The 13,324-nt window shown below is 63.4% G+C and carries 13 protein-coding genes; 4 read left to right on the top strand and 9 right to left on the bottom strand.

The genetic code is table 11. The features are described from left to right. Positions 1-39: 39 nt before the first annotated feature. Both BDD21_RS13885 and BDD21_RS28290 read right to left on the bottom strand, forming a co-directional pair. On the bottom strand, positions 40-660 hold the full coding sequence (locus tag BDD21_RS13885) for a hypothetical protein (protein WP_120796895.1): 621 nt from the start codon (positions 658-660) through the stop codon (positions 40-42). A 139-nt stretch (positions 661-799) separates the two neighbouring features. Beyond that, the gene (locus BDD21_RS28290; RefSeq protein ID WP_211335054.1) at positions 800-1,021 is read right to left on the bottom strand and encodes a hypothetical protein; all 222 of its coding nucleotides are present in this window, start codon (positions 1,019-1,021) and stop codon (positions 800-802) included. A 227-nt stretch (positions 1,022-1,248) separates the two neighbouring features. Between BDD21_RS28290 and BDD21_RS29225 the strand changes: the two genes are divergently transcribed. Both BDD21_RS29225 and BDD21_RS13870 read left to right on the top strand, forming a co-directional pair. Next, entirely contained in the window at positions 1,249-1,524 is a 276-nt protein-coding gene (locus BDD21_RS29225; RefSeq protein ID WP_120797653.1) for a PBPRA1643 family SWIM/SEC-C metal-binding motif protein, read from the top strand. 71 nt (positions 1,525-1,595) lie between these two features. Next, positions 1,596-2,846 carry an ISL3 family transposase gene (locus BDD21_RS13870; RefSeq protein ID WP_120795416.1) on the top strand — a complete coding sequence of 417 codons (1,251 nt, stop codon included), beginning with the start codon at positions 1,596-1,598 and terminating at the stop codon, positions 2,844-2,846. 82 nt (positions 2,847-2,928) lie between these two features. Here the strand turns inward: BDD21_RS13870 and BDD21_RS13865 are convergent, their stop codons facing one another. From BDD21_RS13865 to amrS, 7 genes are all read right to left on the bottom strand, one after another. Continuing rightward, positions 2,929-4,104: a DNA methyltransferase gene (locus tag BDD21_RS13865; RefSeq protein ID WP_120797652.1), complete on the bottom strand. Its 1,176-nt coding sequence runs from the start codon at positions 4,102-4,104 to the stop codon at positions 2,929-2,931. Between the two features lies 1 nt (position 4,105). Beyond that, entirely contained in the window at positions 4,106-4,243 is a 138-nt protein-coding gene (locus BDD21_RS27840; RefSeq protein WP_170164754.1) for a hypothetical protein, read from the bottom strand. Then, positions 4,240-4,425: a type II toxin-antitoxin system VapB family antitoxin gene (locus BDD21_RS13860; protein WP_245969594.1), complete on the bottom strand. Its 186-nt coding sequence runs from the start codon at positions 4,423-4,425 to the stop codon at positions 4,240-4,242. The genes BDD21_RS27840 and BDD21_RS13860 overlap by 4 nt, the downstream gene beginning before the upstream one ends. Positions 4,426-4,456: 31 nt before the next feature. Next, on the bottom strand, positions 4,457-7,537 hold the full coding sequence (locus tag BDD21_RS13855; RefSeq protein WP_120797650.1) for a BPTD_3080 family restriction endonuclease: 3,081 nt from the start codon (positions 7,535-7,537) through the stop codon (positions 4,457-4,459). Between the two features lie 154 nt (positions 7,538-7,691). Beyond that, the gene (locus tag BDD21_RS13850) at positions 7,692-9,056 is read right to left on the bottom strand and encodes an NAD(P)/FAD-dependent oxidoreductase (RefSeq protein WP_120797649.1); all 1,365 of its coding nucleotides are present in this window, start codon (positions 9,054-9,056) and stop codon (positions 7,692-7,694) included. Between the two features lie 223 nt (positions 9,057-9,279). Next, positions 9,280-10,485 (bottom strand): DinB family protein, encoded by a 1,206-nt coding sequence (locus BDD21_RS13845; RefSeq protein WP_147431080.1) that lies wholly within the window; start codon positions 10,483-10,485, stop codon positions 9,280-9,282. A 110-nt stretch (positions 10,486-10,595) separates the two neighbouring features. After that, entirely contained in the window at positions 10,596-11,693 is a 1,098-nt protein-coding gene (gene amrS / locus BDD21_RS13840) for an AmmeMemoRadiSam system radical SAM enzyme (RefSeq protein WP_120797647.1), read from the bottom strand. Positions 11,694-11,898: 205 nt separating this feature from the next. On the opposite strand from amrS, the gene amrB reads away from it, so the two are divergent. Together amrB and amrA are read left to right on the top strand one after the other, a co-directional pair. Then, positions 11,899-12,684: an AmmeMemoRadiSam system protein B gene (amrB, locus tag BDD21_RS13835; RefSeq protein ID WP_120797646.1), complete on the top strand. Its 786-nt coding sequence runs from the start codon at positions 11,899-11,901 to the stop codon at positions 12,682-12,684. Next, on the top strand, positions 12,671-13,291 hold the full coding sequence (gene amrA / locus BDD21_RS13830; protein ID WP_245969592.1) for an AmmeMemoRadiSam system protein A: 621 nt from the start codon (positions 12,671-12,673) through the stop codon (positions 13,289-13,291). The genes amrB and amrA overlap by 14 nt, the downstream gene beginning before the upstream one ends. Positions 13,292-13,324 lie beyond the last annotated feature (33 nt).

Here is a 13,324-nt window from a genome sequence, read left to right as displayed (position 1 = left end):
GCTCCGGATCACGCAGGCGGTTTGCCTGCGCCGCCGACCCTACGCCGGGCAGCCCGGCGGGTCAGGCCCCGCACGGTGTTGGAGGCGGGGGAGCGCACTGCGGCCCCGGCGGCGCCGGGGCGCGAATCCGAGCGGCTTGGGCAGCACGTCAAGCCAGGCCGCGGCGATCCCGCGCAACGCCACCAGAACCGGCTCCACCTCCAGGTGGTCGGCGAACGCCGTCAGCGTCGGCGCCACGTTCGCGAACGTGTCCCCGAGAACACCCTTGATACGATGCAACGCGCCGTGCACGTCCTGCACACGCCGACGGACCCAGCGCAACGCCCCGGGCAGTTCGATGTCCAGACGTTGGTGCTTGCACAGCGCTTCCAGACTCGGCGCCTGCTCGGCCGCACGCACCACCGCCTCGACCTCGCTCAAGGTGCCCGAGAGGCGCGCCGCCAGACAGTCGGGGAGCAGACTGAAGGTGCGATGCCCCTCGGGACAGTACCAGCGCGCCACCCGCGTGCCGGGCGGGGAGACGCGCTCATAGGTGCCGTGACGCGCAAAGCCGCAATCGCCATGCGGATGCAGCGGACAGCACGGAAGCGTTGCGCTCAACCAGCCTTGTTGCGTAACGTAGTCCGCGCCGGTGAGATGACACTCGAAGCGTAGTTGCACCGGCCATCGGCCCGCACGGTTGCACCCGTGGCGGGCCTTCTCATGTGGAGGAGGGTGAGGCGATTGTGCCGGGACGACCGCGAGGATGCACGCCGGTGAAGCGTGCGGGACATCCGCGCTCCGCGCCTACCGCATTGCCTCACCGGAAAATGACATCACCGGTGGAATACTTCCTGCAAAAACTGCCGGTGGTTTGCGGATCAGGATGGGAAACAACAGCACTCGGGAAGATGCTCTCGGTGAGCACGCGCCAGGTGCCGTGATCGAGGTTCAGCTCGGCGAGCGTGGCATCGGAGATGGCCAGGCGTGCCGAGGGTTGCGGGACTGCGGGTGTCGGTTGCGTGCGGGGTTTGGTTGCCATGATGATGCTCCGGGTCGGCGAATCGATGAATGAAGAGCCAGCCACAGCCGGCTGTGCGCAAGCGCCTTGAGGCGACATGTTCAGCTCGGAGTCGATGAAGCCGGGGGGTTTGGGGGTTTCCGGGGGTTGTTTCCGGTCCATGGAAAATCGCTTGATGCGTGCTGGCAGCTGACTGGATGCTGCGAGTCCGTGCACTTGAACTTAGGACGCAGGTCCTTGAGGCTTAAATGGCAAAGTTAGGCACAGAGAAACGCCCGATTATTTGTCGGGTTCACAGCAATGAGAGAGCGCAGTACGTGGCAGAGATCTGCGCAGAACATGGATGGCATTACATCATTGGGTTTGAGCAAGATAAGCCCGAAGATATTTCAGATTTGGAGCGAATGCTGAATCCAATCAAGCAAGTTCATACCGATAAAGTCGGACGCAATGATCCTTGTCCGTGTGGAAGTGGAAAGAAGTACAAGAAGGCTCTCCCGGATCTCAGGGAACGCCAAGTTTAGTAAAATCAGTGTTCTACGCAGCCAATCTTGGTAAACTTCCATTCGAACGCTTTTAACTCAATGGAAAACCGATGATTGACCAGAGCCAACTCCTGCGCCTGCTCGGACTGCCGCAGATCGCCATCGACCGCGTCGAGATCACGGACGCCGCTGTGCTGGAAATTCATGTGCACAGCACCGAGGAGGGCACGCAGTGCCGGAGCTGCGGCCGACGCATCACTGAGCCGCATGGACTCGGTGAAGAACGGCGGTTGCGCCATCTGTCGATCTTCGAGCATCGCACCGAAATTCTCATTCGTCCCAAACGGTATCGCTGCCCCGATTGCCGGGATCATCCCACCACCACCCAACGGGTGGACTGGTACGACCCGCGCAGCGGCTTCACCCGTGCGTTCGAACACAGCCTGATGCGCGCCCTGATCAACAGCACCCTGGAAGACGTCGCGCACAAGGAGGCCGTCACCCCGGAGCACCTCGACGGTATTCTCGATCGGTGCGTCCCGAGCCAGATCGACTGGACGACGCTCACGGCGCTGCCCGTGCTCGGGCTCGACGAGATCGCCTTGACCAAAGGCCACGGCAATTTCGTGGTGATCGTCAGCGCCAGGGTCGAGGACACCCTGAGCATCCTCGCCGTGCTCAAGGACCGTAAGCGCGCGACCATCGAGGCGTTTTTGCGCACGATCCCAAAATCCTTGCGGCGCACCGTTCGCGTCGTGTGCACCGACCTGTACAGCGGCTTCATCGGTGCGGCCAAGGCCGTCTTCGGCACGCACGTCGCCATCTGCGCCGATCGCTTCCATGTCGCGCGTTTGTATCGCGACGCCGTGGAGACGTTGCGCAAGACAGAACTGCGCCGGCTCAAGCGCGACCTGTCGAAAACCGAGTACGGCGGGCTCAAGAACGTCCATTGGATCCTGCGCAAGCGCGAATCCGACTTGAGCGCCGAGGAACGGCGGATCCGCGCCCGGTTGTTCGCCTATTCCCCGCAACTCGCGCAAGCTCATGCCCTCAGCCAAGCCCTCACCGAGGTCTACGACATGCCCCTGTCCAAAGGTCAGGCCAAGCGCAAACTCAGTGGCTGGATGCGACGGGTCAAGAACGCCGAGATGACGTGTTTTCAATCCTTCCTGAAAACGTTGCGCCGTCATTGGGACGAGATCACCAATTATTTTACCGAACGACACACGAGCGGTTTCGTCGAAGGTCTCAACAACAAGATCAAAGTATTAAAACGGCGGTGCTATGGCTTGAGCAACCTGCGCCGGCTCTACCAGAGGGTGTACCTCGATCTGTGCGGTTATCGGGTTTTCGCGCGCTGATCAATGAAAAACAACCGCTTAAAAATGGCTTGGACGGGGTGCGTCCAGCGATATTTTCAACCAACGTGTTCGGTCAAAATGACTACAACGTCATGTTTTTAAATATTTTAGCGCTTTCCCTGAATTCCGGGAGAGCCATCGTTTTCACCTCAGGTGACGCGCCCATCGATGACAATTGCTCGTGTTTGCATAACTGAGGATGCGGAGTCTCTGGCCTCATCTCGTCAGCCTCTGCCGACCGCAGCCCACTCGTCTCGCAATTAAAAATATGCTTGAACTGCGTTGCACCAGCCTCGCCAGGAGTGCGACGGAGATATAATTGACGATACTTCGCAGCATCTGCGTCCTTTGCATACCACAGCAGAATGTCACATACCGACGAAAGATAGTTGCTGCTTTGGCCGCCAGTTGTGACAAAGGATATCTGCGCGATGAAGTTGGTATCGCCGAAGACCTCATCCATAAGTGCCCGGACCCGATGCACATTCTCATCCCCAATCTGCACAAAGACCGAGCCTGAAGCGCTCAATAGATCACGCGCAACAGTCAACCGATCACGCAAATAAGTCAGATAGGAATGAATGCCATCCCGCCACGTATCCCGAAACGCCTTGACCTGCTCCGGCTCGCGGGTGATGTGTGCGACATTGCCGTCCTTCACATCGCGGCTGGTGGTGGTGCTCCATTGGAAGTTGCTGTTGAATTTGATGCCGTAGGGCGGGTCGATGTAGATGCACTGGACCTTTCCGCGTAGACCCTCGCGCTCGGCGAGGCTGGCCATGACCTGAAGCGAGTCGCCCAGGATCATGCGGTTCGACCAGTTCTGGTCGTGTCGATAAAACTCGGTCTTGTCGGCGTCCTTGGGGATGCCGTTGAAGTCGGCGAAGAGGTCGGCGGTGCCCATGCCGGCGTCGTGCTGGCCTTCCTTGGTCCGGCGCAAGAGATCATCGATCAACGCCTTGGGATGGACCTTCTCTTGGATATAGAGCGGCGGCGCATGGACGACGAGGTCGCTCCAATCCTGTTGATCTTTGCCGCGCCAGATGAGCTGTGGGTCGAGGTCGCGGTTGCGCTGCGCCTTCTCGTCGGCGAGCGCATCGGGCTGCTCGGCGGGACCGCGCGCGTAGGTCACCCGGACCGGGGCCTGCTCGTCCTTGCGCATCATCGACTGGTATTCGGCTGTCGGGATGTTTTTTCGGGTGGCCTCGTCGTGAGTGAGGGTCTCGACGACCATTGGCGGGGCTGGTTTGCGGGCCATGTCAGTGGATTTCCGGGACAAAATGCAGGTTGAGAGTCGTTGCGAGGTTCGCGAGCCGCTTGTCCCGCGTCCAGATCCGTGTGGAATGCGCCAAGGCCGTCGCGGCAAGCAGAAAGACGGAGGTATCGACCAGGATCATTGAGGGTCGAAGCGATGGCGCTGGATCGGTTCGACCTGCGGCTCGCTGCCCCCTAAACGTGCGAGACGACGGGCGCTCTCACGCGCAATCAGAGCCTTCAAGCCTTCTTGGATGAGATCCTTCCGTCGGGTCAAACCGGTCAGCCGTTGTGCTTCTTCGAGCAAGTTGTCATCCAGGGTCACGGTTGTACGCATCGCGGTCTTGTCTCCCCTGTCATGTCGGTGTTTCTAGCCCGCCGACGACGCGTTTAATCATGCTGTTGAACGCGCTCTCGACCTTGGCCTTGAAGTCGGCCTCGATCTGGTAGACATCGGCGAATTCGGCGAAGGCCCAGCGGCCGTGCGTGCCGAGGTTGTTCACGCCGGGCACCCAGTAGACATCCATGGTGGTCTTCTTCTCCTTGGCATCCTCGCCGCGATAGCCCTTGATCTCGACCGTGAGGTTCAGCAGATCCTCCTCGCCGTGGCCGTCGTCGAGCTGCACGATGAAGTCGGGTCGGTAGCGGCGCATCTCGGAGCCGTACCGGTAGGGGACCTCGAATCCCAGGTTGTGGTTTTTGACATAAGCCCTGACCCGCGGATGGGCCTCGGCGACACGGCAGAATTCGGCCTCCCAGTCGCTGTCGAGGATCACCCAGTTGAGGTGACAGCGGCGCGCGTCGGTCTCCCATCGCTCGGTCTTGGAGGTGTTGAAGTTGACATGCGTGGTGGAGCCGACCGGGTTGTAGGGGTCGAGCAGGGCCATGATGGGCCGCTCGCCGATCTGGGCGCGGGTGATGCCGGCGGTGATGCGCTCGCAGGCCATGTCCGCGAGGGTCTTGTATTTGAGCTGAGCCGGATAGGTGCCGCCCTTGCATTGCAGGTAGCCGTCGAGCCATTGGCGCGCGATGCGCTTGAGCTGGCCGAACAGATGGAGTTGCGGCTCGCCGTCGGCGTCGCGGAAGCGACTCAGCAAGAGATGGGAGGTCAGCTCGTAAAGGACCTGGGATTGGCGCACGTCGCCCGTATGGACCAGGTTGAGATCCACGGTCGCGCCGATGATGCCGGAATTGCGGGTCTCGGCGGCGCCGACCAGCTCGGGGGAGATGACCAGGATGGAGTCGGCATCGAACTCGGCGGTCAGGCGGTCCTGCGGCAGCTCGGTGCGATAGCCGGCGACTCGGGGGAAACGGATCTCCAGGGCGTCGCGCTCGGGCCGTATCGCCTTGACCTGGATGGTCTCGCGCGGCGGCTGCGGCGGGGCGACCGTGGGGGTGGCGTTGAAATCGAAGGGGATGCCGAGCACGTCGGCATACTCGACGTTGAAAAGCCCGTCTTCGTTGAGATCGTAGGACTGGCGGCGCAGCGCCCGGCCGATGACCTGCTCGCACAGAAGCTGAGTGCCGAAGGCGCGCACCCCGAGGACGTGCGTGACGGTGCTGACGTCCCAGCCTTCGGTGAGCATGGAGACGGAGACGACGCAGCGAATCTCGGCCCCGAGTCGGCCGGGCTTGCCGACGGTGTTCATGACCTCGCGCAAGAGGTCCTGGTCGGTCAGGTTCTCGGCCTGACGGGCGTCACCGGTGCGCTCGATGATCTCGCGGCGGAAGCGCTCGATCTCGTCCGATGCGATGGCGCGGAAGTTGGCATCCAGCGCCTCGCCCGATTCCAGTTGCTCGCTGTCGATCAAAATGGTTCGGGGGCGCGGTAGCGGGTTGCCGTGCTCGTCGTGATTGCGGAACAGGGCCAGGCGGCCGGGCTCCGGCTTGGTGCTGCCGTCCTGTTGCTCGCGCTGAAATCCGGAGATGTAGTCATAGACCAGCTTGGACGTGGCGGTGTTGTTGCAGACCACGATGAAGCAGGGCGGAACCGTGACCCCTGCCGCCGTCCAGAGATCAAAGGTCTTTTCGTAGTGGCCGTAGAGCGCCTCCAAGGCGGTCTGCAACTGCGGCGGAAGGTCGAGCGGATTCAGCGAGGCCGCCTTGCCGCGTCCCTTCTTGGGCATCTTGGCGCGGATGTGCTCCCAGAGGTTGCGGAACATGGGCATCTCGCCGCCGGGGATGTTGTCCGCAATCGGCACGCGCGGGAGCTTGACGATGCCGCACTCGATGGCATCCATCAGCGAGAAGTCGCTCATGGTCCAGGGGAAGAGCGTGCCTTCGGCATAGCCCGAGCCGCGCAGAAAGAAGGGTGTGGCGGAGAGGTCGAGGACACGCGCCAGCCCGAGCGTGCGATTGACGGCCTCCAGTCCGGAGATCCAGAGCCGGGCGGCCTCGTTGTTCTTCTCGGCCTCCTTCTTGTCGTCGCCCTTCAGCTCGCCTTCGGGGGCGCCCCCCTTGGATGCGTTCGATTTTTCGCGGTAGCAGTGGTGGGCCTCGTCGTTGATGGCGAGGATGTTCTTCAGTCCCATCAGGTCCGGCATGACGCGCTGGAGCATCTGGCCTTCGGTCTCCAGCGTGTTCAGTGCCTCGCCGCCGCGGCCTTGCAGCAAAAGACGTCCGCCCTTGGACAGCTCGACACGCTCGCGCCGCTTGAAGGCGTGGTAGTTGGTGATGACGATCTTGGCGCGGTTGACCTCGTCGAGGAGGTCCGTGGGCACCAGCTCGCGACTGGCGTAGTAGCTGTCCGGGTCGTTGGGTTGAAGGACGCGCAGGCGGTCCTTGATGGTCAGACCGGGCGCGACGATGAGAAAGCCACGGCTGAAGCGCTTGCTGTCCGGACGGCGGACGGCATTGATGGTCTGCCACGCAATCAACATGGCCATGACCGTGGTCTTGCCGGCGCCGGTCGCGAGCTTGAGGGCGAGCCGCATCAGCTCGGGGTTGGCGTCGTGGTTGGCGTCCGCCAAGTGGGTTAGGAATCGCTTGCCCGCCTTGCCGAATTGGGGCGCAACCTCGGTCAGCCAGATGGCCGTTTCGACGGCTTCGATCTGACAGAAGAAGGGACGAAGACTGCTGAAGGGATGGTGGCGCCAGTGCTGCAGCAGGCGAGCGGTCTCGGGGGTGACGCGCCAGTGGTTGGGGTCGGGATCCATCCGCCAGCGGTCGACCTCTTGGCGGACCGCGTTGATGACGGCGGTGTGATCGTAGCGCTGAGCCTCGGTACTGAGACCCTTGCCTTCCTCAAACGCAAGTTCGGCCTGCTTGGGGGCGCCCTTCTGCTTCTTCGGCTTGGGGATGGGCGTAATGAACTCGGCGCGACGCCGGGCTTCAAGGATCCGGTGTGTCGGCTGACCTGTCTCGTCCAGCTCCCAGTGGCGCGCTGGATAGGCGTAGGGCGAGTTGAGAATCGGTCGGTCGAAGAACGGGTGCCCCATGTATGTCTCCTGACGATGGGTGCTGAAGTCCTGCGTCGCCCCGCGCGCTGCCGCTTCGGCATCAGACGGGTCAGACACGCTGTATGGCGTGGCGCGGTGGCCGCTGTCTCGGGGGAGGCTAGAGCATTGCGGGGGCGATGACAAACGTTGCGGTTCAGATTCCGACCCGTCGCAGAACCCCCTCCGCCGCCATCATCCCGTTGACCGCCGCGCCCACGATGCCGCGCGACTTGCCGGCACCGTCGCCCGCGACGAAGAGTCCGGGCACATCCGTCTCCAGCTCGCGGCTGGTCGGGTAGCGGACATCGTAGAACTTGATTTCGGGGACATAGATAGTGGTCGATGGATGGGCAACGCCCGGGATGACGCGGGCGAGCAGCTCGATGCTCTCCTGTAGATTGCGCACGATCCGGCCGGGATAGGCGAAGGAGATGTCGCCCGGCGTCACGCCGGGGCCGGGCGGCAGGGTCGGCATCAACTTGTCGAAGCCCAGATCGGCGGAGAAGAAGCTCTGCGCCTTTGAGCGACGACCGGCCATGAGATCGCCCCAGCGCTGGACGACGAGACTGTTTCCGCCGCCCCAGAAGTTGGCGAAGCGCGCGACCTGCTGTCCCATCTCGGTGGTGTCCTGCAGTGGCTCGGTCATGCCGACGGTGTTCAGGATCGCGAAGTTGGTGTTCGACGTCTTGGATGCCTTCAGAGCATCGCCGTTGACGAGTCGGAAATCGCCATGCTCCTCGATTCGGACATGGCCGCCCGGATTGGTGCAGAAGGTCCGCGTGCGATCCTGATGCGTCGGGGTACAGAAGATGAACTTGGGGTCATAGAGGACATCGGTGATCTCCTCGTAGACCGCAGAGGCGATCTCGACTCGGCAGCCGATGTCGATCACGCCGTGGCCGGTGCGCACCCCGAGTGCACGCGCCTTCTCGCGAAACCAGTAGGCGCCTTCGCGCCCCGGCGAGCAGATCAGATTGGGCGCGCGGAAGTCGCCTGCGGCGGTTTCGATCAGGAAGCCGCCGTCGGTCTCGCGGCGGATCTCGGTCACCGCGGTGCCCAGCATCAAGATCCCGCCGCGTTGCTCGACCGTGTCGGCCATTGCCTTGGTGACCCGATGCGCGAAGTCGGTCCCCATGTGACGCTGCACGACCGGGACCAGCTCGATATCCCAGCGATCCTTCGATGCCGGCCGGCGGACCCAGGAGACGCGGTCGAGCCACCATTGAATGCGCCCCTCGTCCAGACCGTGCAGTGTCGGGTCCGCGCCGTGGTGGAGAAAGATCCGATCCACCTCCTCGATCCGACGCGTTGCCTCCTCCTCCGACAGGCCGAGCTCAGCGAGATCCAGCCCGATATGCGGCGAGAGGTTGAGCTTGCCGTCCGTGTAGCCGCCGGCTCCGCCCGGGCGCGGGCGGCGGTCGATGACCAGAACCTTCATCTTGCCCGCGAGCCGCATGGCCGCGAACAGACCGGCGGGCCCAGCCCCGATGATGACGACGTCGAACGCTTTGGCTGGCATGCTCGCCTCCTTAAACCGCGCCCGGCGCGGTATGCGCTGTTTATGGATGGGATCGACCCCGGCAGACTTGACGACCGTTGGAGTCAGCGCGGTTTAAGATATTAAAATATAAAAGTTTTAAACCGCGCCCCCGCTAAGGGCTATGGATGCGCCAAAGGTCGAACTGACTCGAAAATGAGCATCTTGCTCTAGACGCGGTTTAGATCCTCGGTTATCGACGGGGTTACTCCGGATTCAGCTCCACGGACGGCACGCGAAACAGCGCACGCTTCACCTCGTCGAAGTAGTCCGGGAGATATCGCTCCCAGAGTCGCACGGGCAATCGTTCGAGTCGAGCCTCGGGTGCCGAGGGTAGCGCGAAGAGGTACTCGAGCAGGAACTCAAGGTTCTGCGACAGGTGTCCTCGGTAAGCACACCCGAGGCGCTGGCGGATGATGCGATCCTCGTGCATGCAGCGGCCGATCTCGCTCTCCAGGGTCTCCTCGGCGCCGGAGCAGATGATCTCCACACGCACGCCCGGCTCGCCGCGGCGCACGAAGCTCTCGAAACGGCGGCGGGTTTCGCACGGCGAGATGCCATGGGCCCGAAAGACCCGCACGATCTTCTCGGGGAGCCCCTGCGCCAAGATCCAGTCCTTGTCCGGGTCATAGTCGACGAGCAGATTCACCGCACTGTAGTCGCCTCGGTGGACCTCCCGCTCCACCAGTCGACACCCCAGAGCCCGGAGGACCTCGACCGGACGGTCCTGCGCGTCCGGCGCGATGATGACCTTGATCCCGGCGACGTCGTTGATCTGGATGTCATGGGGCCATCCCGGCGCCGGCATTGCGCGCAGACGATGCAAAAGGGCGCGCCCGTGTGCTTCGAGGCGGTCCAGGTCGCGGGCGAGAGCGGGTTGGGCCGCTCCGGCGAGGTCGCAGAACGCCGGGCCGAATTCCAAGAGCCGCTGATCCGATCGCGCCTGACGCAGGATCTCGGCATAGAGCCAATCGACAACCTTCCTCGCGGACTTCTCGGCGAGTCGCCGAATGCGTTTGATTCGGCTCGAGCCGACATAGCGGCGTTGTCCATCTGATTCGCTGAAATAGAGCGTGCCCTGAAACGGGGTCTCGCGATAGAAACGTCCGCGGTCGGCGCGATAGTCGGCAACCAACACGCTTGACCGCTCGGAGGTGCTCGGCAGGTAGGCGACGAGCTGGTCCTTGATGTCACCCTTGGTCAAGCAGGTCCGGCGCGTGATTCGGCCGCCGTGCACGCCCTGCAGCAGACCCTCGGCAAGCAGCGGAAGGTAACGGGCGACATAGACGGAGTTGAAATGGACCAATTCCAACAGCGCCGTCGGATCCGACGGCTCGAGTCGATCGAGCATCCAGCGTCCGATCAGCTCATGCAGTGCTTCGCGATGGATGAATCCAGTGATCCTGATCATCGTAACCTGATGATCGGCAAAGCGATCCACTCGCCTGCCGATCCGGCACCCTCGTATCGATGCGACATGCGCTCCATCCGTCCGCTCGACTGTCCCGGTCCGGTCACCGCTCAGGCGGCGAAATCGCGCAGACGAACCGGCTGGCGCCGATCGCCCCAGCGGCCCGGTGTCGGCTCGAAGACGCCGGCACAGACCGTCCCGCAACCGTTGCAGCGACCGTCCGCGGTCAGATTCCAATCCGACAGCCGATACCAGTTGCGGCCGATGAGCTTCTGTCCGCAGGCGTGACAGTAGGTGCTCTCGCCGTCCTCGTCATGAACGTTGCCGGTGTAGGCATAACGGACGCCGTTCTCGAGCGCGATGGCGCGTGCGCGCGTGAGGGTGGCAAGCGGGGTCCGCGGATAGTCGAGCATCTTGTAGTCGGGATGGAAGGCGGTGAAATGCATCGGGACATGCGGCCCGAGATGCTCGACCACCCATTGGGTCATGGATTGCAACTCGGCATCCGAGTCGTTCTCCCCGGGGATCAGCAGGGTCGTCAGCTCGACCCAAACCTTGGTCTCGCGCACCAGGTATTCCAGCGTCTCCAAAACCGGCTGCAGGTGACCGCTGCAGAGCTTGTGATAAAAGTCCTCCGTGAAGCCTTTGAGGTCGACGTTGGCGGCATCCATCCACCGGAAGAATTCGACCCGAGGCTCCGGACAGATGTAGCCGGCGGTCACGGCGACCGACTTGATCCCGCGCTCGCGACACGCCTTGGCCACGTCGATGGCGTATTCGTGGAAGATCACCGGGTCGTTATAGGTGTAGGCGACACTGCGACAGCCGAGCGACTCAGCCGCCTGTGCGATGGTCTCCGGCTCGGCCGCATCGGCGAGCGTATCCATCTCGCGTGACTTGCTCATGTCCCAGTTCTGGCAGAACTTGCAGGTCAAATTGCAACCGGCGGTCCCGAACGAGAGCACCGGTGTGCCGGGGAGAAAGTGGTTCAGCGGCTTCTTCTCGATCGGATCGATGCAGAAACCGGATGATCGTCCGTAGGTCGTCAGGACGATCTCCCCACCGTGGCAGGCCCGCACGAAGCACATGCCGCGCTGTTCTTCCTTGATGCGGCACAACCGCGGACAGAGGTCGCATTGGACGCGATCGTCATCCAAGGCATGCCAGTAGCGCGTCGGGACGACGCGATCGATCCGCTCGCCGTTCATCGCAACCTCCTGCTCGGCAGATACCGCTCTCTTCAGTGTGGAAGACGCCGGCCCGATTGCAACCCCGGATCAGGTCCCGGACGCGGTCATCCGTTCCGCAGGACGCATCACCCACGCCGACTATACTTCTGGTATGAGACCGCGCTTCTCCGAGTCCTGTCCCGAGCCGGTCCTCACGGCCCTCATCCGTTAGGAGGAAACAGCCATGTCACTCTCTCGCAGCCCGGCGGTCGCCGGTCTCTTCTATCCGGGCGACCCACGCGTCCTCAAGCGGACGGTGGACGACTACCTCGCCGAGGCGAGCCCGGACGGCGCCCCCCCGAAGGCCCTGATCGTCCCCCACGCCGGCTATGTCTACTCCGGCCCCATCGCCGCCAGCGCCTATGCCACGCTGGCCCCGGCCCGCGCGAGCGTGCGCCGGGTCGTTCTGCTGGGTCCGGCCCATCGCGTGCCCCTGCGCGGCCTTGCCGCGAGCAGCGCCGATCGGTTTGTCACGCCGCTCGGAGCGGTCGAGCTGGACCGTGACGCGATCGACCTGGCGCTCGCCCTGCCGCAGGTCAGGCTGATGGATGCGGCGCACGCCCAAGAGCACAGTCTTGAGGTGCAGCTGCCCTTCCTGCAGGAGGTCTTGGAGCAGTTCAGCCTGGTGCCCTTCGTGGTCGGCGACGCCAGTCCGGACGAGGTCGCCGAGGTGCTCGATCTGCTGTGGGGCGGTCCCGAAACGCTGATCGTCATCAGCTCGGACCTCAGCCACCATCACGCCTACGCGACCGCCCGAGCGATGGATACAGCCACCTCCGCGGCCATCGAGGCGCTCCGACCACAGGACATCGGATACGACCAGGCGTGCGGGCGGATCCCGGTGAACGGCCTGCTCGAGACGGCACGCCGCCGCGGGATGCAGGCCCGCATGCTCGACCTGCGCAACTCCGGCGATACCGCCGGCTCAAGAGACCAAGTGGTGGGGTACGGCGCTTATGTCTTCCACTGAAACGCAAGGCATCTACCGGGCCGAGGAGCGGCGTATGCTCTTGGGCATCGCGGCCCAGTCGATCGAGCACGGGTTGAACCACGGCCACCCGCTGGAGCCGGATCCGCATGAGTATCCGGCCGCGCTCCAAGCCGAGCGCGCAACCTTCGTCACGCTGCAGATCGACGGTTCGCTGCGCGGCTGCATCGGCGTGCTCGAGGCGATCCGGCCGCTGGTGGTCGACGTCGCCCGCAACGCCTTCGCCGCGGCCTTCGAGGATCCGCGGTTTCCGCCGTTGACCCGCGCGGAGCTGCCGCGACTCGACATCCATCTCTCGGTGCTGAGTCCGTCGGAGCCGATGCACGTCGGGTCGGAGTCCGAGCTGCTTGAACAGATCCGACCCGGCATCGACGGGCTGATCCTCGAAGACCGCGGGCGGCGCGGGACCTTCCTGCCTTCGGTCTGGGAGCAGTTGCCGGACCCGCGAGAGTTCTTCGATCACCTACGCCACAAGGCCGGCCTACCGACGGGGCACTGGTCGGATACCCTCGAGGTCTTGCGCTACACGACCGAATCATTCGGCACCTCGATTGCGGAGACCTTCGGCGAGGATCGCCGGACCGCATGACGACGTCGTTTGCTCGACGTTCGTCTCGATGCC

The organism is Thiocapsa rosea (genome assembly GCF_003634315.1).
GTDB lineage: Bacteria > Pseudomonadota > Gammaproteobacteria > Chromatiales > Chromatiaceae > Thiocapsa > Thiocapsa rosea.
The sequence above is the reverse complement of the archived record's forward strand: the minus strand, read 5'-3'. Positions and strand labels throughout refer to the sequence as shown.

Bases quoted from the DNA above. Each gene is read 5' to 3' on its own strand.
- BDD21_RS28290 (WP_211335054.1), bottom strand. From the start codon at position 1,021: ATGGCAACCAAACCCCGCACGCAACCGACACCCGCAGTCCCGCAACCC.
- BDD21_RS29225 (WP_120797653.1), top strand. From the start codon at position 1,249: ATGGCAAAGTTAGGCACAGAGAAACGCCCGATTATTTGTCGGGTTCAC.
- BDD21_RS13870 (WP_120795416.1), top strand. From the start codon at position 1,596: ATGATTGACCAGAGCCAACTCCTGCGCCTGCTCGGACTGCCGCAGATC.
- BDD21_RS13865 (WP_120797652.1), bottom strand. From the start codon at position 4,104: ATGGCCCGCAAACCAGCCCCGCCAATGGTCGTCGAGACCCTCACTCAC.
- BDD21_RS27840 (WP_170164754.1), bottom strand. From the start codon at position 4,243: ATGATCCTGGTCGATACCTCCGTCTTTCTGCTTGCCGCGACGGCCTTG.
- BDD21_RS13855 (WP_120797650.1), bottom strand. From the start codon at position 7,537: ATGGGGCACCCGTTCTTCGACCGACCGATTCTCAACTCGCCCTACGCC.
- BDD21_RS13850 (WP_120797649.1), bottom strand. From the start codon at position 9,056: ATGCCAGCCAAAGCGTTCGACGTCGTCATCATCGGGGCTGGGCCCGCC.
- BDD21_RS13845 (WP_147431080.1), bottom strand. From the start codon at position 10,485: ATGATCAGGATCACTGGATTCATCCATCGCGAAGCACTGCATGAGCTG.
- amrS (WP_120797647.1), bottom strand. From the start codon at position 11,693: ATGAACGGCGAGCGGATCGATCGCGTCGTCCCGACGCGCTACTGGCAT.
- amrB (WP_120797646.1), top strand. From the start codon at position 11,899: ATGTCACTCTCTCGCAGCCCGGCGGTCGCCGGTCTCTTCTATCCGGGC.
- amrA (WP_245969592.1), top strand. From the start codon at position 12,671: ATGTCTTCCACTGAAACGCAAGGCATCTACCGGGCCGAGGAGCGGCGT.